This is a genomic window from Sphingobium sp. B2D3A (assembly GCF_025961795.1).
GTDB lineage: Bacteria > Pseudomonadota > Alphaproteobacteria > Sphingomonadales > Sphingomonadaceae > Sphingobium.
The window spans coordinates 280616-307400 of sequence record NZ_JAOQOI010000001.1 but is presented as its reverse complement, the minus strand read 5'-3'; the positions used below and the strand labels follow the sequence as shown (position 1 = coordinate 307400).

Annotated in this window: 21 protein-coding genes; 9 read left to right on the top strand and 12 right to left on the bottom strand. The window is 65.8% G+C overall.

Annotated features, from left to right (window positions below; genetic code table 11):
- Positions 1-117 precede the first annotated feature (117 nt).
- From pheS to rpmI, 4 genes are all read right to left on the bottom strand, one after another.
- Positions 118-1230, bottom strand: coding sequence for a phenylalanine--tRNA ligase subunit alpha (pheS, locus tag M2337_RS01340; protein ID WP_264571385.1), 1113 nt, complete (start codon positions 1228-1230; stop codon positions 118-120).
- 89 nt (positions 1231-1319) lie between these two features.
- A complete protein-coding gene (locus M2337_RS01335; RefSeq protein WP_264571384.1) occupies positions 1320-1967 on the bottom strand; it encodes a choice-of-anchor C family PEP-CTERM protein in 648 nt (215 codons plus the stop codon).
- 151 nt (positions 1968-2118) lie between these two features.
- Positions 2119-2481 carry a 50S ribosomal protein L20 gene (gene rplT, locus M2337_RS01330; protein WP_181560727.1) on the bottom strand — a complete coding sequence of 121 codons (363 nt, stop codon included), beginning with the start codon at positions 2479-2481 and terminating at the stop codon, positions 2119-2121.
- A gap of 12 nt (positions 2482-2493) precedes the next feature.
- Entirely contained in the window at positions 2494-2697 is a 204-nt protein-coding gene (gene rpmI, locus M2337_RS01325) for a 50S ribosomal protein L35 (protein WP_014078133.1), read from the bottom strand.
- A gap of 262 nt (positions 2698-2959) precedes the next feature.
- On the opposite strand from rpmI, the gene M2337_RS01320 reads away from it, so the two are divergent.
- Positions 2960-3751, top strand: coding sequence for a universal stress protein (locus M2337_RS01320; protein WP_264571383.1), 792 nt, complete (start codon positions 2960-2962; stop codon positions 3749-3751).
- Positions 3752-3789: 38 nt separating this feature from the next.
- Here the strand turns inward: M2337_RS01320 and M2337_RS01315 are convergent, their stop codons facing one another.
- Positions 3790-6576, bottom strand: a complete 2787-nt coding sequence (locus M2337_RS01315) for a [protein-PII] uridylyltransferase (RefSeq protein WP_264571382.1) — start codon at positions 6574-6576, stop codon at positions 3790-3792.
- A gap of 60 nt (positions 6577-6636) precedes the next feature.
- Complete coding sequence (gene mutS, locus M2337_RS01310; RefSeq protein ID WP_264572311.1) at positions 6637-9222, bottom strand: DNA mismatch repair protein MutS; 2586 nt, start codon at positions 9220-9222, stop codon at positions 6637-6639.
- Between the two features lie 197 nt (positions 9223-9419).
- Here mutS and M2337_RS01305 point away from each other — a divergent pair, with 197 nt between their 5' ends.
- Positions 9420-11681 carry an NADP-dependent malic enzyme gene (locus M2337_RS01305; RefSeq protein WP_181560724.1) on the top strand — a complete coding sequence of 754 codons (2262 nt, stop codon included), beginning with the start codon at positions 9420-9422 and terminating at the stop codon, positions 11679-11681.
- 59 nt (positions 11682-11740) lie between these two features.
- Here M2337_RS01305 and M2337_RS01300 read toward each other — a convergent pair whose 3' ends face one another.
- Together M2337_RS01300 and M2337_RS01295 are read right to left on the bottom strand one after the other, a co-directional pair.
- Positions 11741-12508, bottom strand: a complete 768-nt coding sequence (locus M2337_RS01300) for a hypothetical protein (RefSeq protein WP_264571381.1) — start codon at positions 12506-12508, stop codon at positions 11741-11743.
- Between the two features lie 113 nt (positions 12509-12621).
- The gene (locus M2337_RS01295; protein ID WP_264571380.1) at positions 12622-13098 is read right to left on the bottom strand and encodes an outer membrane protein assembly factor BamE; all 477 of its coding nucleotides are present in this window, start codon (positions 13096-13098) and stop codon (positions 12622-12624) included.
- A 178-nt stretch (positions 13099-13276) separates the two neighbouring features.
- On the opposite strand from M2337_RS01295, the gene M2337_RS01290 reads away from it, so the two are divergent.
- Positions 13277-13792: a ubiquinol-cytochrome C chaperone family protein gene (locus tag M2337_RS01290; RefSeq protein WP_264571379.1), complete on the top strand. Its 516-nt coding sequence runs from the start codon at positions 13277-13279 to the stop codon at positions 13790-13792.
- A gap of 4 nt (positions 13793-13796) precedes the next feature.
- Positions 13797-14348, top strand: a complete 552-nt coding sequence (locus tag M2337_RS01285; protein ID WP_264571378.1) for a YceD family protein — start codon at positions 13797-13799, stop codon at positions 14346-14348.
- A gap of 133 nt (positions 14349-14481) precedes the next feature.
- On the opposite strand, the gene M2337_RS01280 is transcribed toward M2337_RS01285, so the two are convergent.
- Positions 14482-14793: a GIY-YIG nuclease family protein gene (locus M2337_RS01280; RefSeq protein ID WP_264571377.1), complete on the bottom strand. Its 312-nt coding sequence runs from the start codon at positions 14791-14793 to the stop codon at positions 14482-14484.
- Between the two features lie 154 nt (positions 14794-14947).
- The gene (locus M2337_RS01275) at positions 14948-15376 is read right to left on the bottom strand and encodes a GFA family protein (protein WP_264571376.1); all 429 of its coding nucleotides are present in this window, start codon (positions 15374-15376) and stop codon (positions 14948-14950) included.
- 48 nt (positions 15377-15424) lie between these two features.
- Here M2337_RS01275 and dinB point away from each other — a divergent pair, with 48 nt between their 5' ends.
- Positions 15425-16522 carry a DNA polymerase IV gene (dinB, locus tag M2337_RS01270; protein WP_264571375.1) on the top strand — a complete coding sequence of 366 codons (1098 nt, stop codon included), beginning with the start codon at positions 15425-15427 and terminating at the stop codon, positions 16520-16522.
- On the opposite strand, the gene M2337_RS01265 is transcribed toward dinB, so the two are convergent.
- Both M2337_RS01265 and M2337_RS01260 read right to left on the bottom strand, forming a co-directional pair.
- Positions 16519-18099 (bottom strand): SLC13 family permease, encoded by a 1581-nt coding sequence (locus M2337_RS01265; protein ID WP_264571374.1) that lies wholly within the window; start codon positions 18097-18099, stop codon positions 16519-16521. The genes dinB and M2337_RS01265 overlap by 4 nt on opposite strands.
- Before the next feature lie 121 nt (positions 18100-18220).
- On the bottom strand, positions 18221-18829 hold the full coding sequence (locus M2337_RS01260) for a flavodoxin family protein (RefSeq protein ID WP_264571373.1): 609 nt from the start codon (positions 18827-18829) through the stop codon (positions 18221-18223).
- A 136-nt stretch (positions 18830-18965) separates the two neighbouring features.
- Here M2337_RS01260 and M2337_RS01255 point away from each other — a divergent pair, with 136 nt between their 5' ends.
- The 4 genes from M2337_RS01255 to M2337_RS01240 all read left to right on the top strand — a co-directional run bounded on the left by M2337_RS01255 (position 18966) and on the right by M2337_RS01240 (position 26780).
- A complete protein-coding gene (locus M2337_RS01255) occupies positions 18966-21305 on the top strand; it encodes a prolyl oligopeptidase family serine peptidase (protein WP_264571372.1) in 2340 nt (779 codons plus the stop codon).
- Positions 21306-21355: 50 nt separating this feature from the next.
- Entirely contained in the window at positions 21356-21931 is a 576-nt protein-coding gene (locus M2337_RS01250) for a hypothetical protein (protein ID WP_264571371.1), read from the top strand.
- 53 nt (positions 21932-21984) lie between these two features.
- Entirely contained in the window at positions 21985-23565 is a 1581-nt protein-coding gene (gene guaA, locus M2337_RS01245) for a glutamine-hydrolyzing GMP synthase (protein WP_264571370.1), read from the top strand.
- Positions 23566-23942: 377 nt separating this feature from the next.
- A complete protein-coding gene (locus M2337_RS01240; protein ID WP_264571369.1) occupies positions 23943-26780 on the top strand; it encodes a TonB-dependent receptor domain-containing protein in 2838 nt (945 codons plus the stop codon).
- Positions 26781-26785 lie beyond the last annotated feature (5 nt).

Sequence of the window (26785 nt, the reverse complement as noted above, 5' to 3'; positions counted from 1 at the left end):
GATTGCCGGTAAGATCAAACCCGTGCTCCCGCGAAGGCAGGAGCCCAGGGCGGCGAAGGACGGCGGCTGCGCCCTGGGTTCCTGCTTTCGCAGGAACACGAAATTGCAAGAAATGGCTCATGCGCCCACTCCTCCGCTCAGCGTGGGCACATCGAGCGCCGAGAAGCCATAGTGCCGCAGCCAGCGCAGATCGCCGTCGAAGAAGGCGCGCAGGTCGTTCATGCCATATTTGAGCATGGCGAGGCGGTCGACCCCGGTGCCGAAGGCGAAGCCCTGCCACTCAGCGGGATCCAGCCCGCAATTGCGGATGACATTGGGGTGGACCATGCCGCTGCCGAGCACTTCCATCCAGCCGCCATTTTCCGCATCGCCGCTGCCGCCGATGACGCGCTGGCCCTTCTCGATGGTGTAGCCCACGTCCACTTCCACCGAAGGCTCGGTGAAGGGGAAGTAGCTGGGGCGCAGGCGCAGGACGATGTCCTCACGCTCGAAGAACGCCTTGAGGAAGGTCTCCAGCGTCCATTTGAGGTGCCCGAGGTGAATACCCTTGTCGATCACCAGACCCTCGATCTGGTGGAACATCGGCGTGTGGGTCGCGTCGCTGTCCGAGCGGTAGACGCGGCCAGGCGCGATGATGCGGATCGGCGGCGGCGTGCTCGTCATGGTGCGGATCTGCACCGGCGAGGTGTGGGTGCGGAGCAACATGGCGGCGGGGTTGCCATCGCCGCCGGTCGCGCGCGCATTGTCGCCGAAGTAGAAGGTGTCGTGCATGGCGCGGGCGGGGTGCGTCTCGGGGATGTTGAGCGCGGTGAAGTTGCGCCAGTCATCCTCGATCTCCGGGCCGGTAGCGACCGCGAAGCCCAGGTCGGCGAAGATCTCGGCCAGCTCGTCCATCACCTGGCTGACGGGATGAATGCTGCCCGGCGGCGGCAGGTCCACCGGCAGCGTCATGTCCAGCGTCTCGGAGGCGAGGCGGGCATCGAGCGCTGCCGTTTCAAGCGCGGTCTTGCGGGCGGCTATAGCGCTCGTCACGCTTTCGCGCAGGTCGTGGATCGCGGGGCCTTGCTGCTGGCGCTCTTCCGGGCTCATCCGCCCCAATGTCTTGAGCAGGGCGGTGATGGCGCCGCTCTTGCCCAGCGCGCTGACGCGCAGCGCTTCCACGGCATCGAGAGTGTCGGCGGCGGCGATGTCGGCGATGAGGCCGTCCTTGAGGGATGTGACGTCGGTCATGGCCGCGTCCGCTAGCCTAATTCACCGCAAACGAAAAGGGCGCCGGCATGCCGACGCCCTTTCCTTTGATGGTTGCGACCCGGTTTTGATCAGGAGAACTGAACGACCGACTGACGACGACGCAGCGTGCTGCCGATCAGCGCGAAACCGCCGAGCATCAGCGCCCAGGTCGTCGGCTCGGGCACCGGCACCGCGCTCATGGCGGTAACCGTCACGCCATCCAGCGCCGGGCCTGTCCAAGGCGAGTCGGTCATCGACGCAAAGCTGAGCGTCGTGAGATTGCCCGAGGCCGTGAAGGTGTAGGTGTAGTTGGTCCAGCCCATGTTGGTCTTCGAGAAGCCGGTATTGTCGAAGCTGAACAGCTGGCCGTCATTGCCTGTCGCGGCGACTTCCAGCGTCTTGACCGCCGGCCCGCCTTCGGGATTGCCGGCCATCAGGAAGTCGACATTGTAGGTCATGCCTTCGATGGTATCGAACGTCTGTGCGATCGCGCCCTGGGCGCTGCCGTTCAGATCGATACTGCGGCTGCCGCTGCCGGACTGCCAATAGCCGCCGATCAGCTCCACATTGCCGGATGTGATGGTCCAACCCGTCAGGGCCGTGCTGTCGGTGCCCAGGCGGAGGAAATAGGTGCCTGGATCGTTGCCGGTCTCGAAATCGCCGTTGATGAACGTTGCTGCCTGCGCAGCGGACGGGAGGGCGAGCGTCGCCGCGACCCCCAATAGCAGTCCCTTCATTTGGTTCTCCACTTATAGTCCCACGCACTCGCAATGCTGCAGTGCGGAAAAGGTTTCCGAAGCGTTAACCAAAATTCCAGAGAGTCCCGAAATGATACAAAAAGGGCGCCGGAAGCATCCGACGCCCTCTTCGCGATGATTGTGCAGATGCTCAGGCTGCGGGCAGGGCCGCGCGCGCCTGGGCAATGATGCCCTTGAACACATCGCCTTCATGCATGGCGATGTCGGCCAGAACCTTCCGGTCCAGTTCGACGCCCGCCAGCTTGAGCCCGTGCATGAACTGGCCATAGGTCAGGCCTTCCATGCGGACAGCTGCGTTGATGCGCTGGATCCACAGGGCGCGGAAGCTCCGCTTCTTCACCTTGCGGTCGCGATATGCGTACTGGCCAGCCTTTTCGACAGCCTGACGCGCGATGCGGATCGTGTTCTTGCGACGGCCATAATAGCCCTTCGCCTGATCCAAAATCCTCTTGTGCTTCGCCTTGGTGGTTACACCGCGTTTGACACGTGCCATGTCGCCTGCTCCTTACTTGAGGCCGTAGGGCGCCCAGAGGCGCACGTGAGCGACATCCGCGTCGGAGAGAACTTCCGTACCGCGATTCTGGCGAATATACTTCGCGTTGTGGCTGATCAGGCGGTGGCGCTTGCCGGCGACACCATGCTTGACCTTGCCGGTGGCGGTGAATTTGAAGCGCTTCTTCACACCGCTCTTGGTCTTGAGCTTGGGCATTTTCGTCTCCTTTGTCTTAGCGCAAGCACCCCGGAGGATGCTCGCAGACGATTACGGACGAACACGGCAGCCCTTACTGGCCGGCCCGTCCTTGCGGTTTTCCATAGGACATGGAAGCGCGGGCGTATAAGCGCGGCCGCGCGCCGACGCAAGCCCCTTAGCTAAGGGCCTGATTTGACTCCGGTCAACGACTCCTCGCCCCCATCGCATTAATATGGCAGCAGTTTCACACAATCCCGATGCGGTGAACAAGGAGGCTGCCATGAAGACGGTGATGGTTCTGATCCATGACGACCCGAGTCAGGAAGCGCGCCTGCAAACCGCGCTCGACATTGTGCGCGCGGTCGAGGGGCATCTGCTGTGTCTCGATGTCGTCCAGATTCCCATGATCGCCGACGGCTTTGGCGCGGGCGGCGGCACCGGCGTGCTGATGATGGATGAGCGCGACCGGGAGGACAAGAATATCGAGGCGCTCGAACCCCGGCTCGCCAATGAAGGCGTGAGCTATGAGTGGGCGCGGGTGCAGAGCCAGTCCGACGAAGGCATCACGGACAATGTCCGGCTGGTCGACATGATCGTCGTGGGCAAGCAGGCCTTCGGCGCGGTGAACGAGACCGGCGACACGGCCTCCCGTCTCGCGGCGCTGACCTCTGCGCCGGTCCTGCTGGTGCCGACGGAGCAGAAGCGCTTGGATCTCTTCGGCAAGGCGCTGGTTGCCTGGGATGGATCACGCGCGGCCGATGCCGCGCTGCGGGCGGCCATTCCGCTCCTGCGCATGGCCAGCGAGGTCGAGGTGGTGACGATCGGCGAAGGGGAAGGCGACCCGGACGAGGCGGCCGCCTATCTCGATCGGCATGGCTGCAAGGTCGTCAGCCGGCGCCTGCCCAAGGCTGGCGCGGTGAGCGAGCAACTGATTGAGGCCATGCTGTCCTCCGGCGCGAGCTGGGCGGTGATGGGCTGCTATGGCCGCAGCCGCCTGCGCGAGCAGTTGTTCGGCGGCACGACGCGGACGCTGCTGGCCAAGGCGCCGATCCCGATCCTGCTCTCTCACTGAGGCGCCACCGAGGCGCGCATCCCGCAATGGGTCGTGCCTCAGTTGGCCATGGCAAAGCTGTTGGTGTCGATCAATTCGCCGGCCTGATTGCCGGCCGCTTCGATCAGCCGCCGTTCGAGTGTGGCGAGGCGGGTCTTGCTCTCCAGCTTCCCGCCCAGAAGATCGGTTAGATAGAAGGTGTCGACGGCGCGCTCGCCGAAGGTGGCGACATGCGCGCTGTGGACCATGGTCTTGGACTGGAACAGCGCAAAGGCGAGGCTGAGCAGCAGGGCAGGGCGGTCGCGCGCCATGACTTCCACCACGGTGAAGCGGTTGGAGGCCTTGTTGTCGATCAGCACCTGCGGCACGATCTGGAAGGCTTCGGCGCGCCGACGGGCCAGCGGGCGCTCGTCCAGCTTGTGCATCAGCTTGTGGCGGTTGAGCAGCGCGTCCTCGATGTAGGTCTTCACCCGCTGCAACTGCTCGGGCGCATCGAAGCGACCGCCGAGCGGGTCCTGCACCAGGAAATTGTCCAGCGCCGTGCCATCCTTGAGGGTGTGGATGCGCGCATCGATGATGTTGCCCCCGGCCAGATGAATCGCGCCGGCGATCCGGTAGAAGAGCCCGGGGTGGTCCGAGGCATAGACGGTGACCAGCGTCGCGCCCCGCTCGGGATAGGAACGGGCATCGATGGAGAGATCGGACTGCCCGGCATCCAGCAGATGCCGCGCGTTGCGCTCCAGGATGTCCTGCGATTCGGCGATCCAGTAGGATTGCGGGAAGCGCTTCACCAGCCGGTCGAAGGCCTTGTCGTCCAGCGCTAGGCTCGCGCGCAACGCGTCGCGCTTCTCCTCGATGCGCTCCTGACGGCCCCGCTGCTTGTGGCCGGGGCGGATGACCTCTTCGGCGGAGTCGTACAACTCGGCGAGGAGCTGGCGCTTCCAGCTGTTCCACACGCCCGGTCCGACCGCGCGGATGTCGACGATGGTCAGGATCACCAGCAGCCGCAGCCGCTCCGGGCTCTGCACCACTTCGGCGAAGTCGAGGATGGTCTTGAAGTCCGAAAGGTCGCGCTTGAAGGCGGTGGCGGACATCAGCAGATGATAGCGCACCAACCAGGCGACGGTCTCGGTCTCGGCATCGCTGAGGCCCAGGCGCGGGCAGAGCTTGGTCGCCACCTCCGCGCCCAGAATGCTGTGGTCGCCGCCGCGCCCCTTGGCGATATCGTGCAGCAGCACCGCGACATAGAGCACGCGGCGGGAGATGATCTTCTCGATGATCGCGCTCGCTAGCGGATGATCGACCTTGAACTCGCCCTTTTCGATCTGGGAGAGCAGGCCGATTGCGCGGATGGTGTGCTCATCCACCGTATAATGGTGGTACATGTCGAACTGCATCTGCGCGACCACGCGGCCGAAGTCCGGCACGAAGCGCCCGAACACCCCGGCCTCGTTCATCCAGCGCAGCACCTTTTCCGGGTCGCGGGGCGAGGTCAGCACGTTCATGAACAGCGCATTGGCCTGCGGGTCTTCCCGCTCCTTGCGGGTAATCAACACCGAATCGCGGTTGAGCGCGCGCATTGCATCCGGGTGGATCTCCAACCCGTGCTTGTCCGCCAGCGAGAAGATCTCGATCATCCGCACCGGCTGCTCGCGGAAGAAATCATCCTCGGGAATGGTGATCCGGCCCCGCTCCAGCACGAAGCCATCAAGCTTGCGCGGGCGGTTGAACATCGCCGGGATGTAGCGCCGGCCGCGGCTGGCCATCTTGTCATCGAGGTGGGCGAGGAACACGCCGGTGAGGTCGCCCACCGTCTTGGCCATCAAAAAATAGAGGTGCATGAACCGCTCGACGGCGGAGCGCCCGCGCTTGGGCGAGAAGCCCATGCGCTCGGCGACTTCGATCTGCAGATCGAAGGTCAGGCGGTCCTCCGCGCGCCGGGAGATTTCGTGCATGTGGCAGCGCACGGCCCAGAGGAAATTCTCGGCCCGCTGGAACTGGGACAGCTCGGCGCGGGTCAGCAGGCCCACATCCACCAGCTCCGCGACGGTGCGCACCCGGTTCACATATTTGCCGATCCAGAACAGCGTGTGCAGATCGCGCAGGCCGCCCTTGCCCTCCTTGATATTGGGCTCGACGACATAGCGGCTGTCGCCCATCTGCTTGTGCCGGGCATCCCGCTCGGCCAGCTTCTCGGTGACGAAGGTCTTGGCGGTGCCCTGCATCACATCCTTGTCGAAGCGGGCGACGCACTCATCATAGATGCCCCGGTCGCCCCACACGAAGCGCGATTCCAGCAGGGCGGTGCGGATGGTGAGGTCCGACTTCGCCATACGCACCGTCTCGTCAATCGAGCGGCTGCTGTGCCCGACCTTGAGGCCCAGATCCCACAGCGCGTAAAGCATGCTCTCGATGACCTGCTCGGTCCATTCGGTGGGCTTGTAGGGCGTGAGGAAGCCGATATCGACATCGCTATAGGGCGCCATTTCGCCACGCCCATAGCCGCCCACTGCGACCACCGTCAGCCGCTCGGACGCCGTGCGGTTGCTGATCGGGTAGAGGTGCTTGACCGTCGCATCGAAGAGCAAGCGGATGATCTGGTCCATCAGGAAGGCCTGCGCCGTCACGGCATCGCGCCCGCGTGTCGGGTTGCGGGCAAGGCGGCGGGAGACTTCTTCCCGGCCGATGGCAAGCGCCTCGCGCAACGCCGCGACGATCACTTGCCGACGCGCAGCGGTATCGCTCAGTTCGGTTAGCTGGGCAGTGAGCGCATCGGCAATCTGGCGGCGATCGATGATCGCACGGCGGCCGGGCAGCGAATCGGGCACCTTGTTCATGGGTGCCATATAAGCGCGCTTTGCCGCAGTTGCAGGTGCAACCTCCGCATGGCGCGCAAATCGACGGGCTCAGGCGGTGGGCGCGGTGGCGATCTGCTTGAGCTGGTAGATGAGGTCGAGCGCCTCGCGCGGACTGAGCGTGTCCGCGTCGATGGCGTCCAGCCGGTCGCGCAGCGGGTCGGTGGCGACCTCCGGTGCGGCGGAGAGCGTTGCGGCGAACAGCGGCAGGTCATCGAGCCCCGCCGCGATTCCGCCGGTCTGCGCCTTGCCTGCTTCCAGCTTGCCGAGCACGGCCTTGGCGCGGGCCAACACCGGCGCGGGCAAGCCCGCAAGCCGTGCCACCGCGATGCCGTAGCTGCGGTCGGCCGGGCCTTCGGACAGCTCGTGCAGCAGCACCAGATCGCCATTCCATTCCCGCGCGCGAACATGGTGGAGCGAAAGGGCGCCGAGACGCTCGGCCAGGCGCGTCAGCTCGTGATAATGGGTGGCGAACAGGCAGCGGCAGGCATTGCTGTCATGGATCGCTTCCACCACGGCCCAGGCGATGGCGAGGCCGTCGTAAGTCGACGTGCCGCGCCCCACTTCATCGAGGATCACGAAGCTGCGCTCGGTCGCCTGCGCGAGGATCGCGGCGGTCTCGATCATCTCCACCATGAAGGTCGAGCGGCCGCGGGCCAGATTGTCCGAGGCGCCGACGCGGCTGAACAGGCGGTCGACCAGCCCAAGGCGGGCGGCGCGTGCGGGCACGAAGCTGCCGGCCTGCGCGAGAATGACGATGAGCGCATTCTGGCGCAGGAAGGTCGATTTACCGCCCATATTGGGGCCAGTCACCAGCCACAGCCGGTTGTCCGGCGTGAGCGTGCAGTCATTGGCGACGAAGCTGGTGCCGTCCTTCGCCAGCGCGGCCTCCACCACCGGATGGCGCCCGCCCTCGATGGCGATGCAGGGTTCTTCGGCGAAGACCGGCCGGCTCCAGCCGCCTTCGACAGCGCGCTCGGCCAGAGCCGCCGCCACATCGATGCGGGCGAGGGCGTCCGCTGTGCGGGCGATGGCGGTGCGGCTGTCCATCACCAGCGTCACCAGTTCCTCGAAATGCGCCGCTTCGGCCGCCAGCGCATGGGCGCCGGCCTGCGTGACCCGGCTGGCCTGCTCGTGCAGGTCCACCGAGTTGAACCGCACGACTCCCGCCAGCGTCTGGCGATGGGTGAAGCCGCTGTCATTGGCCATGAGCTGGTCGGCGTGACGGGCGGGCACCTCGACATGATAGCCGAGCACGCCATTGTGGCGAATCTTCAGCGCGGAGATGCCGGTCTGCTCGCGATAGCGCGCTTCGAGCGCAGCAATGGCGCGGCGACCGTCGCCGGCCATGCGGCGCAACTCGTCCAGCGCGGCATCATAGCCATCGGCGATGTAGCCGCCATGCGCCGCTTCCGTCGGCGGGGCGGGCACGAGGGCGCGCGCCAGTTGATCGACCAGCGCGCCATGACCATCGAGCGCCGGCAGCAGATCGTTGAGCAGGGGCGGTCGGTCGGGCAGCGCGCCCAGCCGCTCGCGCAGCGCACGGCCGCCGTCGAGGCCATCGCGCAATTGCCCCAGATCGCGCGGGCTGCCCCGGCCGATGGCGACGCGGCCGAGCGCGCGGCTCAAATCCGGCAAGGCGCGCAGGCGCGTGCGAACCAACTCGCGCAGCGGCCCGTCATCATGGAACCAGCGCACCAGATCGAGCCGCGCTTCCACCTTGGCGCGGTCCATCAAAGGCGCGGAGAGGTCCGCCGCGAGCAATCGGGCGCCGGCGCCCGTCACGGTGCGGTCCACGGTGGCGAGCAGGCTGCCGGCGCGCTGGCCGCTGGCCGTCGTCACAATTTCCAGGCTCTCGCGCGTCGCCGGGTCGATGGCGAGGTGATCCTGCGCGCCGGCCCGCACCGGCGCGGCGAGGAAGGGCATGCGCCCCTTGCCGACATGCTCCAGATAGCCGAGCAGGCCGCCGAGGGCGGACAGCTCCGCGCGCGAGAAGCTGCCGAAGCTCTCCACCGTCTTCACGCCGAAATGGCGGCAGATGTCCGCTTCCGCCCGGGCGCTGTCGAAGCCGCGATTCTCGAAGGGCAGGGCGCCGGTCAGCCGGTCGGCGAGTCCCGGCCGCGCAATGACTTCGCTCGCGTTGATCCGCGCCAGTTCCGCCTCGATGCCGCCGGCATCCACCGCCACCACGTCCAGCCGGCCGGTGGAGATGTCGGCGGCGGCTACGGCATAATGGCCCGCGGCTTCGCCCACGGCGGCGAGCAGATTGGCCCGGCGGCTGTCCAGCAGCGCATCCTCGGTCAGCGTGCCGGCGGTGACGAAGCGCACGATGGCACGGCCGACCAGCGCTTTCGATCCGCGTGCCTTGGCCTGCTCGGGCGTCTCGGTCTGCTCGGCAATGGCAACGCGCAGCCCGGCCTTGATGAGTCGCGCCAGATAGCCCTCGGCGCTGTGCACCGGCACCCCACACATCGGGATCGGCTCGCCCTCATGTTCGCCGCGCGTGGTGAGCGCGATGTCGAGCACGGCGGCGGCGGTCCTGGCGTCCTCGAAGAACAGCTCGAAGAAGTCGCCCATGCGGTAAAAGAGCAGGTCGCCCCCGGCTTCCGCCTTGAGCGCCAGATATTGCGCCATCATCGGCGTGGGGCCGCCGGATGCGGCGCTGGCTTTGGAGGATTTGGCTGGCAGACTGTTCACGCGGTTGCGTTAGCAGGGGCTTTCGATCTCGAAAAGCCGGCGGTGGCGTTTCATCCACGGGGTTGTTCGTACCTCGCCTCTTGTGGAGCCGGGCGGAAAGTCGCTAGGGCGTTCCCAATTGCCGAGGAACCCTGCTGATGACCGATAAAGCCGCCATCGAATTCTCCGAGCGCGAGGCGCTGCTGTTCCATTCCTTCGGGCGGCCCGGCAAGATCGAGATCATCGCCTCCAAGCCGATGGCGACGCAGCGCGATCTGGCGCTGGCTTATTCGCCCGGTGTGGCCGTGCCCGTGCAGGCCATCGCTGATGATGCTGCCAAGGCCTATGACTATACCGCCAAGGGCAATCTGGTCGCGGTCATCTCCAACGGCACGGCGATCCTCGGCATGGGAAATCTCGGCGCGCTCGCCTCCAAGCCGGTGATGGAAGGCAAGGCAGTGCTGTTCAAGCGCTTCGCCGATGTGGACGCCATCGATCTGGAGCTGAACACCGAAGACCCGCAGGCCTTCATCGATGCGGTGGCGCTGCTGGAGCCCAGCTTTGGCGGCATCAACCTTGAGGACATCAAGGCGCCCGAATGCTTCATGATCGAGGCAGCGCTCAAGGAGCGCATGAACATTCCGGTCATGCATGACGACCAGCATGGCACCGCGATCATCTGCGCCGCTGGCCTCATCAACGCCTGCTTCCTGACCGGGCGCGACATTCGCGAGACCAAGGTCGTCGTGAATGGTGCCGGCGCGGCGGCGATCGCGTGCACCGAACTGATCAAGGCGATGGGCGTGGCGCATGACAATGTGATCATGTGCGACCGCGAGGGCGTGATCTATCAGGGCCGCACCCATGGCATGGACCAGTTCAAGTCCGCCCATGCCGCCCGCACCGAGGCGCGGACCCTGCACGAGGCGCTGAAGGATGCCGATATCTTCCTCGGTCTTTCAGCCAAGGATGCGCTGAAGCCCGAATGGATCAACGAGATGAAGCCGCGGCCGATCCTCTTCGCCATGGCCAATCCCGATCCGGAGATCCTGCCGCCGGTGGCCAAGGCCGCGCGCCCGGATGCGATCATCGCCACGGGCCGCTCGGACTATCCCAATCAGGTCAACAATGTGCTGGGCTTCCCCTTCATCTTCCGGGGCGCGCTGGACGTGCGCGCAACGGCGATCAACGAGGCGATGAAGATCGCGGCGGCGCAGGCCATTGCCGAACTGGCCCGTCAGCAGGTGCCTGAGGAAGTCGCTTTGGCTTATGGCACCAAGCACAGCTTCGGCGCCGATTACATTATTCCTGCCCCCTTCGATCCGCGCCTGATGGAAGTGGTGCCAGCGGCGGTGGCGCAGGCGGCGATGGAGTCGGGCGTCGCCCAGCGGCCTATCGAGGATATGGACGCCTATCGCCAGTCCCTGCGGGCGCGGCTCAATCCCACCACCTCCGTTCTCACCCTCGCTTATGAGGGCGCCAAGGCCAGCCCCAAGCGCGTGGTCTTTGCCGAGGCGGAAGAGGAAGTGGTGCTGCGCGCCGCGATCCAGTTCCGCGATGGCGGCTATGGCACGCCGGTGCTGGTCGGACGGCAGGATGTCTATGATCGCCTGCGCGATCTCGGCGTGCGCGACCCCGAGAGCTACGAGCTCTACAACAGCGTCAATTCGCCGCTCGTGCCGCGCATGGTCGACATGCTGTACGAGCGCCTGCAGCGCCGGGGCTATCTGCGCCGCGATTGCGAGCGCATGGTCAACCGGGACCGCAACATCTTCGGCGCGCTGCTGCTGCAGATGGGCGAGGCGGACGCGATGATCACCGGCGTCACCCGCACCTATGCGCAGACGATGCGCGAACTGCGCCGCGTGCTCGACCCCGCCGAGGACCGCACGCTGTTCGGCATGCACATCCTCGTCGGGCGCAGCCACACCGTGTTCATGGCGGATACCACTGTCAACGAGCGGCCGAATTCCGCCGAACTGGCGCATATCGCCATCGAATCCGCCGCGCTTGCCCGGCGTATGGGGCATGAGCCGCGCGTGGCTTTTCTCTCCTACTCCACCTTCGGCAATCCGCACGGCAACTGGCTCGATAATATTCGCGGCGCGGTCCAGATCCTCGACGGCATGGAGGTGGACTTCGAATATGAAGGCGAGATGGCGCCCGACGTGGCGCTCAACCGGCGCGTCATGGCGAATTATCCGTTCTGCCGCCTGTCCGGCCCAGCCAATGTGCTGATCATGCCCGGCCTGCAGTCGGCCAATCTCTCGGCCAAGCTGCTGCGGGAACTGGGCGGCGACTCGGTCATCGGGCCGGTGCTGCTCGGGCTGAACCAGCCGGTGCAGGTGGCGACGATGGCCTCGACCGCCTCGGAGCTGGTGACGCTGGCCGTTCTGGCTGCTGGCGGGATCGCACGCTGATCGTGATCGGGATCGGGTGAGCGCCGCCGGCTGAACCGCCGCGCAGCGCTCCCTTGGCCTTACAGGCAGCGCTGGAACGTCTGGGTGCGGCCCTTGATGGTGCCGTCGCGCAGCAGGATCGTGCCGTCCCGGCAGGATTTGCCATCTTGGGCCACGGCGTCGCCGACCACCACGATGCCGTGATAGGAGCCGGCCATCCAGTTCTGCGCATCGCCGCTCTTCAGCGCGAGGCCCACGGCGCGATCGACGGCCGGGATCAGCAGGAAGTTGCCGGACTGCACGATCGCCTCATCCGGGGTGGCGCTGGGCAGTGTCGGCGCCTCATCGGACTTGGGCGCAATCGCCTGGCCCTGCGCGATCGGCACGGTGGCCTGTTTCGCCGGCGCAAAAGCGGGTGCTGTCGCGCGCTTTTCAATCACGGCGGTGAGAAACGGCGCGGGGCGTTCGGCGGGAATCAGGGTCGGCTGCTGGCCGGCGGGCGCTGCATCTTCGCTTTCGGTCGCGCGGGGTGCATGATCGATGATCGCGGCCGATACCGTCTCACCGCCCCAGATCGGCCCGCGTGCCGACCATAGCCAGCCGGCCAGGGCGATCACCAGCAATGAGATGCTGACCATGCCTGCCGCGATCAGGAGCTTTTGGGTAAGGCCGGGCCGGGCATCCACACCGCTTCGCGCGTGAAGCTGCTCGCTCGCGCGGTCGAAGCCGATCTCCAGCGACCCGATGGCGAATCGCCAGCGGCTCCGGCTGGCCTTGTAATGGCCGACTGTCTCAGTCCGTCGCGCGTAAGTCCGCTCGAGCGGCTGCAGATCGCCAATATGCTGCATGACCACGCTCCCGCTATAGGACGATTTGAAGCGATGGCGCGGTTAATGCAAGCTAAACCAGTCCGTCGGGCGCGCGAACCGGCGCCGACTGATGGCAGGCCTGCAGCGCTGATTTACTGAGACGGACCTGCCGCTCCGGCCCCGCCAGCGCCAACCGCGCCGATATTGCCGAAGATTTCATCGAACAGGCTGCGCTTGCGGCCGAGCGTCGGCGTCGTGGCGCCGGTCGGCGAGATATTGGCGACCTGATCGAGCGTTGCGTTGCGATCGATCGTGGCGACATTGCCATTGGCATCGAACTGCACGGTCACCAACGTCTGCGCGGTCGGACGCGGGGAGGCGAACGCCAGCGCGCGGGTGTCGCGCGCCACATAATACCAGCGCTCCGGGCCGAACTGGGAGACGAAGGTCGGACGACCCAGCGCGCCTTCCACGGACGCCTTGTTGTCCACGCCCGGCAGCACCGAACTCACGATCAGATCGTCGATCATGAAGCCCTGATGCGCGCGAATGCGCGTGCAGCCGCCCGCCAGCAGAAGGACGGCCGCTGCGCCCACGACCAGAAACGGCCGCCTCAAGCCACGCTGCATTCTCGTCTCCTGCCAATCATGCGGTCAAAAACCGGACATCCAATCAAAAAAGCGTCGCATCGCCTAACCCGCCCATTGCATTGCCAGCCGCCGCAATCAATATGCAAGTGCTGGCGCGGGCCAATGGTTGATCGGTCCCGTCCGCGCTTTCCTGTGCCGCCGCAAAGCTGAACCGAGCATGAGCCTCTTATCCAATCTGTTTTCCCGCAAGGATGATCGCGCCTATCTGCGCCCGCTGTACGAGGCCGTCGTCGCGACGGCGCGGGAGCCGCATTGGTATATGGAAGGCGAGGTGGCGGACACGCTGGATGGCCGATTCGACATGGTGGCGCTGGTGCTCTCGCTGGTGCTGCTGCGACTCGAGGCGCTGGAGGCGACCAACGATTCGGCGCGGCTGACCGAGCTGTTCATCGACGATATGGATGGGCAGATCCGCCAGATCGGCTTTGGCGATGTGGTCGTGGGCAAGCAGATCGGCCGCATGGTCGGCGCGCTGGGTGGCCGGCTTGCCGCCTATCGCGCGAGCTTGCAGGGCGAGGCTTCGCTGAGCGAGGCGCTGGTGCGCAACCTGTATCGTGGCGAGGCGCCGGCAGCGGATGCACTGGCTTATGTCGAAGCGCAGGTGCGCATGCTGGCCGCGACGATCAACGCATGCAGCCGCGACGCGCTGTTGGCCGGCCAGTTGCGGGGGTGATGCCGTGAGCGAAGCGACGTCTGGCGCCGCGCCGGAATTTTCGCGCATTCTGCGCCTCAACGAACTGGGCGACGGGCGTCGGGACCGCACCGTCGAGGCCGATGCCGCAGAGCGGGCCGCGCTCGCGCGACGCTTTGGCCTGCGCAGCCTCGATCGGCTGGAGGCGCAGGCGCATGTCGTGCCGGATGCCGGTGGCTGCCGGGTGACCGGGCGCGTGCGCGCGTCGCTGGTGCAGGCCTGCGTCGCAACCGACGAGGATGTCCCCGCAGAGCTCGACGTGCCGATGGACGTGCGATTCGTGCGCGGCCTCGACGAGAACGGCGAGAGCGACGCGGAAGAGATCGAACTGCGCGAGGAGGATTGCGATATCCTCCCGCTGGAGGACGAGCGAATCGATCTTGGCGAAACGGTCGCGCAGACCCTGTTCCTGAACCTCGATCCCTATCCCCGCGTGCCGGATGCCGACGCCAAGCTGCGCGCGCTGGGCGTGCTGAGCGAGGAAGACGCCGGCCCCTTCGCGGCGCTGAAGGGACTTAAGCTCGGCGGTGGTGCCTAGGACGCTTGGATAGATTTCGGCTGAAAGATTGTCCGCTATTAAGCGCCCCAGAATGCGCGACTAACGGCTAAATGGGCGTGGGGGCAGGCTATATGCATCGCTTTCCTTCATTCCCGCGAACGCGGGAATCCAGTCAATCCAGCGGCAGAAAGCCAAGGCCGATTGCCAGATCCTTCCAGTCCGGGTTGGTTTCTTCAATCAAATCGATTTTCCAGGATCGTCGCCATTTCTTCATTTGCTTCTCGCGCAAGATCGCGTTTTCCATTGTAGCGTGTTGCTCGAACCAGACGAGCGCCTTGACGCCATGTTGTGCCGTAAAGCCGCCGAAGGTTCCCTCACGATGCTGCGCCACGCGCTGCATCAGATTGGACGTAACGCCAACATAGAGCGTGCCGTTGCGACGCGACGCCAACAGGTAAACATAGGGATCGATGGTGCGCTTCATTGCAGCGGTGCTACTAGATTCCCGCGTGCGCGGGAATGACGAGGTAAGGGCACAAGAACGTCCGCAACGACGTCGTGTGCGGAAAGGCAGCTTTTGGTAAAAAAGCGCAATAGCCGCCGTTCCACCAACCTTGAAGTTCGTCGACGCCGCCGAGCTAGGCCCCGTCCGCCGGGATGAACCGCAGCACGCCCGCGATCCGTGACACGCCGGTGTCGGAGGGATGCGACACCCCGTCATTCACGATCACCTCGGCAAAGTCGAACGGGCTGATGCCCGACAGGCAGGCGACATTGACGCCATATTCATGGGGGTTCGAGCGGCGTCGGTGGTGGGTGTAGATGCCGCAGGTTCCGCAGAAATGGTGCTGTGCGGTTCCGCTGTTGAAGGTGTAGGAGCGCAGCGACTCTTCGCCCGCCGTCACTTGCAGGTCTTCGATCCGGGCTGAGACCGCGATGGCGCCGCGCATCCGGCAATATGAGCAGGTGCAGCGGCGCGCCGAGCGCAGGCCGTCCTTCAGGCGCACATGAAAGCGCACGGTGCCGCAATGGCAGGCGCCATCGATCTCACTGACATTCAGGTCCATGCTTCGTTCCTCTTTCGTTCGCGCGGTTGCCATGGCATAACAGGGAGCATGGCGCAGACGCCCGAGCAGGATCGCAAGATCATCCATATCGATATGGACGCCTTTTACGCGTCGGTCGAGCAGCGCGACGATCCGGCGCTGCGCGGCTTGCCGGTGGCTGTCGGCGGCGGCGGGCCGCGTGGCGTGGTGGCGGCGGCGAGCTACGAGGCGCGCGTGTTCGGCGTGCGCTCGGCGATGCCGGGCGGCAAGGCGCGCCGGCTCTGCCCGGACCTCATCTTCGTGCGGCCGCGCTTCGAGGCCTACCGTGCCGTCTCCCAGCAAATCCGCGCGATCTTCGAGCGCTTTACCGACATCATCCAGCCGCTCTCGCTGGACGAGGCCTATCTCGATGTGACGCGCAACAAGCCGGGCGTCGCTTCGGCCACTTATGTCGCGCAGGAAATCCGGCGGATGATTCGCGAGGAGACGGGACTGACCGCCTCGGCCGGCGTTTCGTGCAACAAGCTGATCGCCAAGCTCGCATCGGACCAGAACAAGCCCGATGGCCTGTGCGTCGTGCGGCCCGATGAGGCCGAGGCGTTCATGGCCGCAATGCCGGTGTCGCGCATTCATGGCGTCGGCCCGGTGACGGCGCGGCGCATGGCCGCGCTGGGCATTCACAGCGGCGCGGACCTCAAAGAGTGGCCGCTGCCGGCGCTGCAGCGCCATTTCGGCAAGGCGGCGGCCTTTTACTTCGGTGCGGCGCGCGGGCTGGACGAGCGCCCGGTGCGCGACCGGGAGTCGCGCAAGTCGATCAGCGTGGAAGATACCTTCGCCAGCGATATCGGCGCGGAAGGCCTGTTGCTGGCGGAGCTTGAGAAGATCGCCGCGCGCCTGTGGGGCCGGGTCACCGCGAGCCGGGCCTTGGGGCGCACCGTCACGCTCAAGATCAAGCTGGGGGATTTTCGCATCCTCACCCGCTCACGCTCGTTGCCCGCGCCACCCGGCGATGCCGAGGATCTGTTTGCGATCGGCGCCGACCTGCTCCGCGCGCAACTGCCGCTGCCGGTCGGCGCGCGGCTGCTCGGGCTCGGGCTCTCAAACCTCATCGATCCCGAGCGCGAAGAGCCGGACGAGACGCCCCAGCTCAGCCTCGCCTTCGGCTAGAGGCGCAGGCCGAGCGCGACGCCGCCGAGCAGCCAGCAGAAGAAGGTGATGAGCACGATCCCGACGAGGTTCAGGATGAACCCGCCGCGGACCATCTGCCCCATGGTGACGGCCCCGGTGCCGAACACGATGGCATTAGGCGGGGTGCCGACCGGCAGCATGAAGGCGAGCGTGGCGGCGAAGGCTGCGGGGATGAGCAAGGTCATCTGATCGGCCCCGATGCCGAGCGCCACGGCGCCCAGCACAGGAATGAACGTGGCGGCGGTGGCGGTGTTGCTGGTCACTTCGCTCAGGAAGACGATGAGCGTCACGACGGCGATGACGAGGAGCAGGATCGGCAGCGTACCAAGCCCGCTCACTTGCGCGCCCAGCCAGCCATCGAGTCCGCTGGCGACAACCTCCCCCGCAAGGCTCAGGCCGCCGCCGAACAGCACCAGCACGCCCCAGGGCACGCCACTTTCGGCATCCTTCCAGTCGAGCAGCATCTGCCCTCGGCCCTCGCCGGGCAGCAGGAACAGCGCTAGGCCGGCGGCAAGTGCAATGGCATTGTCATCGAGGCGCCCGAACCAGCCCAGATCGGCCTTGCTGCCGAGGATGGCGCCGACCACGCCGGGCACGACCCAGAAAAAGACCGCGCAGCAGAACACGAGCGTCACCAGTAATTCGCTGCGGCTGAACCGGCCGAGACCGGCCAGCTCCCGGTCAATGAGCGCGCGGCCGCCCGGCACCTCGCCGAAGGTGAACCGATAGAAGACCCGCGTCATCAGCAGCCACGCAATGAGAATGAAGCTGAAGGCCATCGGCACGCCGACCAGCATCCAGTTTAGGAAATCGACCTGCCGGCCCAGTTCCTTCTCGATATAGCCGGCCACGATGGCATTGGGCGGGCTGCCGAGCAGCGTGCCCACGCCGCCCATGCTGGATGACCAGGCAATGGCGAGCATCAGGCAGGCGCCGAAATTGGCGAGCTCCCTAGGCGCGACGGCGGATGCGCCATCGCAGGCGAGTGCCCCGGTTTCGTCGCGGCGATCACAGACCAGCGTGAGAACGGAGAACGCAATCGGCAGCATCATGAGCGTCGCCGCCGTGTTGGAGACCCACATGGAGACAAAGCCCGTCGTCAGCATCAGACCCAGCACGATCTGGCGCGGGCTGGTGCCGACCCGGCGGAGCGTGAGCAACGCGACGCGGCGGTGGAGCTGCCATTTCTGCATGGCGATGGCGAGCAGAAAGCCGCCGAGGAACAGGAAGATGATCGGGCTGGCATAGGGCGCGGCAACCTGCGCCACGCTGCGGTCGCTCGCCATGGGGAAGAGCAGGATCGGCAGCAGCGCGGTAACGGCGATCGGCGTGGCTTCGGTGATCCACCAGAGCGCCATCAACGTCGCGACCGCGGCGACCCAGCGGCCCTCCGGCGACAGACCCTGCGCATCGCCCAGCGCGAGCCAGACCAGCGCTGCGCCGGCCAGGCCGAGCGCGCGCAATGCCCAGATCTTGAGAGGCGAGCGCGCGGTCGTGGCAGGGTCGCCATCGCCCTCCTGTCCGGTTGGTTCACTCTCTTGCGATGATGGTGTCACCTTGCCCCCGCTCCCTGTCCCGCGCGAATGTGCGGCAGGAGCGGCGGCGTGGCAAGCCGCTCGCGGCTGGAATGCCGGCTGAGCTGGCGGCTGGCGTCCGGCCTTTCAGCCGGGGTCGTGGTCAGCCGGGGTAGGGGCTGTCCTTGAGGAGACCCGCGAGGTGCGCGGCATTGGATGCCACCATACCGGCCGTCTTGCTCACCGGTTTGGGTGTCGACTTGAGGTCCTTGAAATCCGTGCTCCCCATCGCCTCGCCCACCCAATAGCAGGCGGCGACGGCGGGGATCGTCCAGCCGACATCGTTCATCGCCTGGAAGAGCTGCGCGCTGGAGAAATGGGCACCATCCTCATTGCCGACAATGGCGGCGACGGCGACTTTGCCGTAGCTCGGCATCCGGCCCGCATCGTCCGTTTCGCTCAGAAAAGCATCCATCCGCTCCAGCACGCGCTTGGCGATGCTGGAGATCTGCCCCATCCAGATCGGCCCGCCGAAGATCAGGATGTCGTGTGCCAGGATCTTCGCGCGCAGGGCTGGCCAGTCATCGCCCTTGCCTTCATCGGAGGTGACGCCGGGCAGGATGTTGAGCGCGGCGACGCGCACGGTTTCGCTCAGTGTCACATCATGTTCGGCGAAGGCGTCCGCCAGAACCGCGATCATCGCGTCCGTCGATGAGGGTTCGCTGGTATCGGCTTTCAGGGTGCAGTTGAGGGCGAGGGCCTTCAGGGTCATGCTGGTGCTCCGTGTCCGTCCCCCCCTCACACAACACCCCAGCCCGCAGAGAGTTCACCGCTGTCCTGCGCCATTGCACACTGGCTGCCGCAGGGCTATCGCGCGCCGCAAGCCCGTTTTCCCAAGGGCATTGAGGATGTTGGCCGTTTCCTTTCGCCTGCCTGTTGCCGCCCTGCTGCTGGCTTTCCTGGCCCTGCCTGCGCAGGCGCAGCCGGGCGCTGCTGCGGCCGAGGACGCCGCCGTCGTCATCACGACGGACGCAGCCGCGGGTCGGGCCGTGGATTCCGCTGCCAAGCCGGGTGCGCTGCGGGTCGGCCCGGCGCCCCGCCTGCCAGCGCTTCGCTACCCGCAAGCCCGCCGCCTCGACCTGACCGAGACGCATTTTGGGGTGCCCGTCGCCGATCCCTATCGCTGGCTGGAGGGCGACCCGCGCCACGATGCCGATGTGCAGGCGTGGATTGCGGCGGAGAATGAGACGACCTTCCGCTACCTCAAATCCTTGCCGGGCCGGGAGGCGTTGCGCGCCCGCATGGCGACGCTGCATGGCTTTGAGCGCTTCGGGAACCCGCGCAAGGCCGGCGAGCGCTATTTCTATACGCGCAGCAAGGGCGAGAATTTCTCGCCCATCTATGTGCGCGAGGGCGTGAATGGGGCGGAGCGTCTGCTGATCGATCCCAACAGGCTCTCCACCGACGGCTCGGTTGCGCTCGCCGAGTGGCTGCCTTCGCGGGACGGGCGCGCGCTGCTGCTGGCGCTTCAGGAGCGGGGCAGCGACTGGCGGACCGTGCGGGTGCTGGATGTCGAGAGCGGCGCCCTGATGCCTGACCAAGTGGCCTGGGTCCGCTATTCGGCGCTGGCCTGGAATCACGAGGGCAACGGCTTTTATTATGCGCGCTTTGCCGCGCCGACCGAGGGCGGGCGTGATCCCTCGTTCGAGAACCAGCAGGTCTGGTTTCACACGCTGGGCACCGAGCAGGCGCAGGACCGGCTGGTCTATGCCACGCCGGATCGGCCCCGGCTGCTTCACCGCGCCGAGGTGACGGCGGACGGCCGCTGGCTGCTGATCAGCTCGAAGATGGGGACCGAACAGACCGCCGAACTGGTGCTGATCCCGCTGACCGTTCCGGACGCCCGGCCCGTGACGCTGGTGCGGGGATTGCGCAATGCGTGGCAGATGATCGGCCAGCTTGGCGATCGGCTCTATTTCCGCACGGACGCAAGGGCCCCCAATGGACGGATCGTGACCATCGATGCCGGCCACCCGCGCCGCCGCCCGGTCGAGGTCGTCGCGGAGCGGCCGCAGACGCTGGCCGGGGGATCGATGATCGGCAGCCGGCTTGTGCTGGCTTATATCGTCGATGGGCGGATCGTCGCCGAAATCACGGATCTCGCCGGCAAGCGTCAGGGCGATGTGCCGCTGCCCGGGCTGGGCGCAGCCGCAGGCTTCAGCGGCCGGCCCGGCGATCCGGAAACCTTCTACGCCTTCTCCAGCTTTACCCAGCCGCCGACGATCTACCGCTTCAATGTCGAAACCGGCGAAACCAGCATCTTCGCTCGCTCCGCGCTCGGCTTCGATCCGGCGGATTATGTGACGGAGCAGGTCTTCTACCCCGCGCGCGATGGGACGGCGGTGCCGATGTTCATCGTGCGGCGGCGCGATCTCGCCCGCGCGGGCATGCCGGCGCCGACGCTGCTCTATGGCTATGGTGGCTTCAATGTCGCGCAAACGCCCAGCTTCTCGCCCACCCGCTTTGCCTGGGTCGAGCAGGGCGGCGTGCTCGCCATTGCCGGCGTGCGGGGCGGGGGGGAGTTCGGCAAGGCCTGGTACGATGCCGGGCGGGGCGCCAACAAGCAGACGACCTTCGATGATTTCATCGCAGCGGCCGAATATCTCAAAGCCCAGGGCTATACCGGCGCCAACCAGCTGGCCATCGAGGGGCGCTCCAATGGCGGTCTGCTGGTGGGGGCCGTGGTCAATCAGCGGCCCGACCTGTTCGCCGCCGCCCTGCCCGGTGTCGGCGTGATGGACATGCTGCGGTTCGACCAGTTCACGGCTGGCGCCTTTTGGGTGGACGATTATGGCCGGCCCGACCGGGAGGCGGATTTCCGCACGCTGCTTGCTTACTCGCCCTATCACAATATCCGCAGTGAGGCGGACTATCCCGCCATTCTCGTGACCACGGCGGATAGCGACGACCGGGTGGTGCCCGGCCACAGCTTCAAATATGCCGCAGCCCTGCAGGCGGCGCCGCTCGGCGGAAGGCCAAGGCTGATTCGCGTGGATACCGGCACAGGCCACGGCATCAATCGCCCGACCGACAAAATCGTCGACGAATATGCGGATATGTACAGCTTTGCGGCCTGTTGGACCGGCCTGACGCTACGGCCGCGCTCAAACCTCTCCACTGCGCCCACAGAGAGCGCCAATGTGGGCCCGGTCGCTATTCAGCCCGCGCTCATCGGCCCGGTGCGATAACGCTCTGGCCGGCGATGCTGTTGCCGGTGTTGCCAGGAAGCGATCCGCCGATGAACGTTCACTCCAAACTTGCCTTGGCCGCTGCGGCCGGGGCGATGGTCATGGGCTCTGCGACGCCCGCCTCTGCGCGCGGCTATGATGGCCGCTGGGATCGGTATCCGCGCCATCATCGCGGCCATGACAATAGCGGCGCCGTCATCGGCGCGATCATCGGTGTCGGGCTGATCGCAGCGATCGCGACGGCGGCTGCCAGGCAGCGCGACGCGGAGCGCTATCCTACGCGCCGCCCGGGCGATCGCGGTTATGATCCGCGCTATGATGACCGCGCCGGCGACTATCGCAATGACCGCTATGACGACGGCTATGATGGGCGCCCCGCCGGTCAGGCGCTGGACGATGAAGACGCGGCGGTCGACGCTTGCGCCATCGCGGCGCGCGATCAGGCCTCGCGCGACGGCAATTATGCCGAGGTGCGGGACATCACCGGCGCGCGGCCGTTCGGTTCCGGCTGGGATGTGACCGGCACGCTGAGCATGCGGTCGAACTTCAGGGCCGGCGAAGGCCGCCTGCGCAGTTTCCGCTGCATCTGGGACGATGGCCGGGTGGACGGCGTCACCTTCGGCTGACGAGGCTTGCGGACAGGCTGGACAGGCCAGCCTGCCCGTCTTATCCGCTGCCCATGTCAGCACATTCCTCAGCTCACCCCGATTCCATCCTCATCGTCGACTTCGGCAGCCAGGTGACGCAGCTCATTGCGCGCCGCGTGCGCGAAGCCGGGGTCTATTCCGAGATCGCCCCCTTCACGCAGGCGCTGGCCGCCTTCCAGCGGATGAAGCCGCGCGGCATCATTCTCTCCGGTTCGCCCGCCAGTGTGTGCGACGAGGGGAGCCCGCGCGCGCCACAGGAGCTGTTCGAGAGCGGCCTGCCGATCCTCGGCATCTGCTATGGCCAGCAGGTGATGAGCCATCAGCTCGGTGGTGAAGTGCGGCCCGGCCATGAGACGGGCGAGGGCGGCGAGTTCGGCCGCGCCTTCCTTACCGTCACCGAGCCCTGCGTGCTGTTCGACGGACTGTGGGAGACGGGCGAGCGCCATCAGGTGTGGATGAGCCATGGCGACAAGGTGACGAAGTTCGCGCCGGGCTTCCGCATCGTCGCGACATCGGACGGCGCGCCTTTCGCGCTCATCGCCAATGACGAGAAGCGCTATTATGGCACGCAGTTCCACCCCGAGGTGGTGCATACGCCGGACGGAGGCAAGCTGATCGCCAATTTCGTGCGCCATGTCTGCGGCTGCGCGGGCGACTGGACGATGGCGGAATTCCGCGCGACCAAGATCAAGGAAATCCGCGAGCAGGTCGGCTCCGGCCGGGTGATCTGCGGCCTGTCCGGCGGCGTGGATTCGGCGGTTGCCGCGGTGCTGATCCATGAGGCAATCGGGGAGCAGCTGACCTGCGTATTCGTCGATCATGGCCTGATGCGCCATGCAGAGGCCGAACAGGTCGTCAGCCTGTTCCGGGGGCATTACAACATCCCGCTGGTCCATGTGGATGCCAGTGAGACCTTCCTCGGCGGCCTCGCCGGCGTCACCGACCCGGAGGCCAAGCGCAAGTTCATCGGCAAGGCCTTCATTGACCTGTTCGAGGAGGAAGCCCGCAAGATCGGCGGCGCGGATTTCCTCGCGCAGGGCACGCTCTACCCGGACGTGATTGAGAGCGTCTCGTTCACCGGCGGGCCGAGCGTGACGATCAAGAGCCACCACAATGTCGGCGGGCTGCCTGAGCGCATGAACATGAAGCTGGTTGAGCCGCTGCGCGAACTCTTCAAGGATGAAGTGCGCGATCTGGGCCGCGAGCTTGGTCTGCCGGACATCTTCGTCGGCCGCCATCCCTTCCCCGGGCCCGGACTCGCGATCCGCATCCCCGGCGAGGTGACCAAAGAGCGCTGCGACGTGCTGCGCAAGGCCGACGCCATCTACCTCGAGGAAATCCGCAACGCCGGGCTCTATGACGCGATCTGGCAGGCCTTCGCGGTGCTGCTGCCGGTGCGCAGCGTCGGCGTGATGGGCGACGGGCGGACCTACGACAATGTCCTCGCCCTGCGCGCGGTAACCTCCACCGACGGCATGACGGCCGACATCTACCCCTTCGACGCCGCCTTCCTCAGCCGCGTGGCGACGCGGATCATCAACGAGGTGCAGGGTATCAACCGGGTGGTGTACGACTATACCAGCAAGCCGCCGGGCACGATCGAGTGGGAATGAGATCGGCATAAGCTACGCAGGGGTATCTTACTAAATTCCCGGAGGCCGCGAGCCTCCGGGTTGGCTTTTATCTACGCACGAATTAGCGATCCCGGCCGCTCGGCGGTGATCGTGACAGCTTGATGCCGTCCCGCCTCCAATTACGCTGACAAATAATGGCCGTTGACCGAAAGTTCCGGCTCGGAAAATTGGCGTGATTTCAACGGAAAGCACGAAAATCTGCCGCTAGCGTGCGGGCTATTTGTTGAAGTTTCTACATCATATATTGACATCTCAACAACATTTGACAGATAATGGTCTGCAATCGATTGAATCGAGCATGCTCGCCAGGGAGGCGGGCGCAATTGTCCGAAAGAGGGGATGTTATGAACGAGCGAGTGTCAGCCAAAACGCGTGTATTGCGCGATTCTCTGCTGATCACGGCAGCAATCTGCGCGGTGGCGGCAAGTGTGCCGGCGATGGCGCAGGACGCGCCCCAGGCCGATCAGACCGACGCCGAAAGCATCGTGGTTACCGGCACGCGCCTGAGCGCCACCGGCTTTACCGCGCCGACGCCGGTCACGGTGATGGATGCGGACCGGATCGCAAAGATCGCGTCGCCCACCGTCGGTGAGGCGCTGGCCCAGTTGCCGTCCTTCCGGCCGTCCAGCACGCCGAACACGCAGAACATCTTCCCGGCCAATGCCGGCGCCCGCATCTCGGATCTGCGCGGTCTCGGTGCCTCGCGCACGCTGGTGCTGCTCGATGGCCGGCGCTTCACGCCCAGCACCTCGACCGGCAGCATCGACCTCAACATGATGCCGACCCTGCTGATCCGCAGCACGGAAATCGTCACCGGCGGCGCGTCGGCTGCATATGGTTCGGACGCTGTCTCGGGCGTCATCAACCTGCGTCTCGACACGCGTCTCGATGGCCTCAAGGCGACGGCCGGCTACGGCGTGACCGATCGCGGCGATGGCGACCAGTATTTCTGGCAGATCGGCGCGGGCAAGCGCTTCGCCGATGATCGCGGTCGCTTCATCTTCGGCGCCGAGTATAACAAGGACGAAGGCACCGGTGGCTGCTACACCCGCGATTTCTGCGGCAATGAAGTGGGCGACCTGACCAACGTGCCGGGCCTCGGCGGTCGTCCCGCTCACAACATCATCACCGGCATGCGCACCGCGACACTGACCCCGGGCGGCCTTATCACCGCGACCATCAACGGCGCAGGCACGTCCACGCCGGCGCGCGGCGGCGTGCTGGACGGCATTCAGTTCGGCCCCAATGGCTCGCCCACGCAGTTCGTCTACGGCCAGAACGCCAGCGGTCTCTTCCAGCAGGGCGGCTCGGGCGAAGGCCTCAACGCCTTCTTCGACGATCCGCTCCTCTCCATCCCGGTGACGCGCTACAACACCTTCGCGCATCTGGAATATGAGTTCTCGCCAGCCTTCACCGCCTTCCTCGAAGGCAGCTACGGCCATGTCGATGGCTTCACGCGGGGCCCGGAAATTCGCGCGGCGTCCAACATTGCCGTCGACAATCCCTTCCTGCCCGCCTCCATCCGCACCACGATGCAGAACAACGGCATCGCCGCGATCAGCGTTGGTAAGCTCGGCGTCGACTTCGGCCGCATGGACAGCACGTCGATCCGTGACACCTATCGCATCGTCGGCGGCGCACAGGGCGATCTGGGCGGCGGCTGGTCATGGGATGCTCATGCGCAATATGGTGAGACGGCTTACAAGCAGAACACCATCAACAATCGCATCAATGCGCGCTACGCCAATGCCGTCGACGCGGTGGCCGGCCCCAATGGCCCGATCTGCCGGATCAATGCGGACAGCAACCCGAACAATAACGATCCGTCATGCGTCGCGCTCAATATCCTGGGTCAGGGCCAATATTCGCAGGCCGCGAAGAACTACGCCTTCGGCACCACCTGGCAGGACAACAAGTACACCCAGCTTGCTGGCGCTGTGAACATCAACGGCACGCCTTTTGAGACCTGGGCCGGCCCGGTCGCCTTCGCGGTCGGTGTGGAAGGGCGTCGCAACACGCTCGACATCAGGGTCGATCCGATTTCGGCCGCCAACGGCTTCTATGTGTTCAACCAGACGCCGTCGGCCGGTAACACCAGCGTTGTCGAAGGCTATGTCGAGCTGGGCGTGCCCCTGCTGCGCGAGAGCGCTGTCGGTTCGCTCGACCTGAACGGTGCCATCCGCCAGGCTCATTACAAGAATGAAGGCGCCGCGGGCAGCAACACGTTCAACGCCACCACGTGGAAGGTCGGCGCGACCTACAAGCCCGTCAACTGGGCGATGCTGCGGACGACCTACTCGCGCGACTTCCGTGCGCCCAACACGTCCGAGCTGTTCACGACGCCCGTCAGCGGGGTCGGCGTGTTCTATGATACGGTCAAGGGCGCCGAGAAGTTCATGAACGTGCTCACCGGCGGCAATGTCCGGCTGCGTCCGGAAACGGCCAACACGTTCACCGCTGGCTTTACCCTGCAGCCGCAGGGCGCATTGCAGGGCCTGCGCTTCTCTGCCGACTATTATAACATCCGCATCAACGATGCGATTGCCACGCTGTCGGCGCAGGTCATCCTCAACACCTGTAACACGACGGGTGCTGCCGATGTCTGCTCGCTGGTCCAGCGCGACGCCAACAACTTCGTGGACACGATTTCGGTTCTCTTCCTGAACCTCAATCGTCAGCAGCTGCGCGGCGTCGACTTCGAGGCTGGGTACAACCTGCCGTTCGGCGGTGAGCGTTCGGTCGATTTCCGGTTGCTCGCCACCCACACGATCGACTTCACCAACAGCGCCCTGCCGGGCATCGATCGCGCCGGGGACAACAGCGCGTCCGGTATCCCGTCTTGGATCCTTGATGGCATGGTGAGCCTCGATATGGGTCGCCTGGGTGTGAACCTGCAGGGCCGCTATCTCTCGAGCGGTAAATATGATGCGACGCTGATCGGCCCGGAAGATGCCGGTTACAGCATCACACTGCCCAACAGCATCAACACCAACCGCGTGCCGTCGCGCTTCTACACGAACGTCGGCGTGACGTTCGACCTGATGAGCGAAGGCAGCAAGAAGGTTGAGCTGTTCGCCAACGTCTACAACCTGTTCGACGTGATGCCGCCGCCCTACTGGAACGGCAACAACAACGCCGTCTACTACGACAATGTCGGGCGCCGTTACCGCATGGGCGCACGGGTCGTCTTCTGATCAAA

What these genes read in the sequence shown, in the direction of transcription:
- M2337_RS01260 (WP_264571373.1), bottom strand. Translation starts at nt 18,829, where the DNA reads ATGACCCTGAAGGCCCTCGCCCTCAACTGCACCCTGAAAGCCGATACC.
- M2337_RS01275 (WP_264571376.1), bottom strand. Translation starts at nt 15,376, where the DNA reads ATGGACCTGAATGTCAGTGAGATCGATGGCGCCTGCCATTGCGGCACC.
- M2337_RS01280 (WP_264571377.1), bottom strand. Translation starts at nt 14,793, where the DNA reads ATGAAGCGCACCATCGATCCCTATGTTTACCTGTTGGCGTCGCGTCGC.
- M2337_RS01320 (WP_264571383.1), top strand. Translation starts at nt 2,960, where the DNA reads ATGAAGACGGTGATGGTTCTGATCCATGACGACCCGAGTCAGGAAGCG.
- guaA (WP_264571370.1), top strand. Translation starts at nt 21,985, where the DNA reads ATGTCAGCACATTCCTCAGCTCACCCCGATTCCATCCTCATCGTCGAC.
- M2337_RS01290 (WP_264571379.1), top strand. Translation starts at nt 13,277, where the DNA reads ATGAGCCTCTTATCCAATCTGTTTTCCCGCAAGGATGATCGCGCCTAT.
- M2337_RS01295 (WP_264571380.1), bottom strand. Translation starts at nt 13,098, where the DNA reads ATGCAGCGTGGCTTGAGGCGGCCGTTTCTGGTCGTGGGCGCAGCGGCC.
- mutS (WP_264572311.1), bottom strand. Translation starts at nt 9,222, where the DNA reads ATGATGGCGCAATATCTGGCGCTCAAGGCGGAAGCCGGGGGCGACCTG.
- pheS (WP_264571385.1), bottom strand. Translation starts at nt 1,230, where the DNA reads ATGACCGACGTCACATCCCTCAAGGACGGCCTCATCGCCGACATCGCC.
- M2337_RS01250 (WP_264571371.1), top strand. Translation starts at nt 21,356, where the DNA reads ATGAACGTTCACTCCAAACTTGCCTTGGCCGCTGCGGCCGGGGCGATG.
- M2337_RS01255 (WP_264571372.1), top strand. Translation starts at nt 18,966, where the DNA reads ATGTTGGCCGTTTCCTTTCGCCTGCCTGTTGCCGCCCTGCTGCTGGCT.
- rplT (WP_181560727.1), bottom strand. Translation starts at nt 2,481, where the DNA reads ATGGCACGTGTCAAACGCGGTGTAACCACCAAGGCGAAGCACAAGAGG.
- M2337_RS01335 (WP_264571384.1), bottom strand. Translation starts at nt 1,967, where the DNA reads ATGAAGGGACTGCTATTGGGGGTCGCGGCGACGCTCGCCCTCCCGTCC.
- M2337_RS01315 (WP_264571382.1), bottom strand. Translation starts at nt 6,576, where the DNA reads ATGGCACCCATGAACAAGGTGCCCGATTCGCTGCCCGGCCGCCGTGCG.
- dinB (WP_264571375.1), top strand. Translation starts at nt 15,425, where the DNA reads ATGGCGCAGACGCCCGAGCAGGATCGCAAGATCATCCATATCGATATG.
- M2337_RS01305 (WP_181560724.1), top strand. Translation starts at nt 9,420, where the DNA reads ATGACCGATAAAGCCGCCATCGAATTCTCCGAGCGCGAGGCGCTGCTG.
- M2337_RS01300 (WP_264571381.1), bottom strand. Translation starts at nt 12,508, where the DNA reads ATGCAGCATATTGGCGATCTGCAGCCGCTCGAGCGGACTTACGCGCGA.
- rpmI (WP_014078133.1), bottom strand. Translation starts at nt 2,697, where the DNA reads ATGCCCAAGCTCAAGACCAAGAGCGGTGTGAAGAAGCGCTTCAAATTC.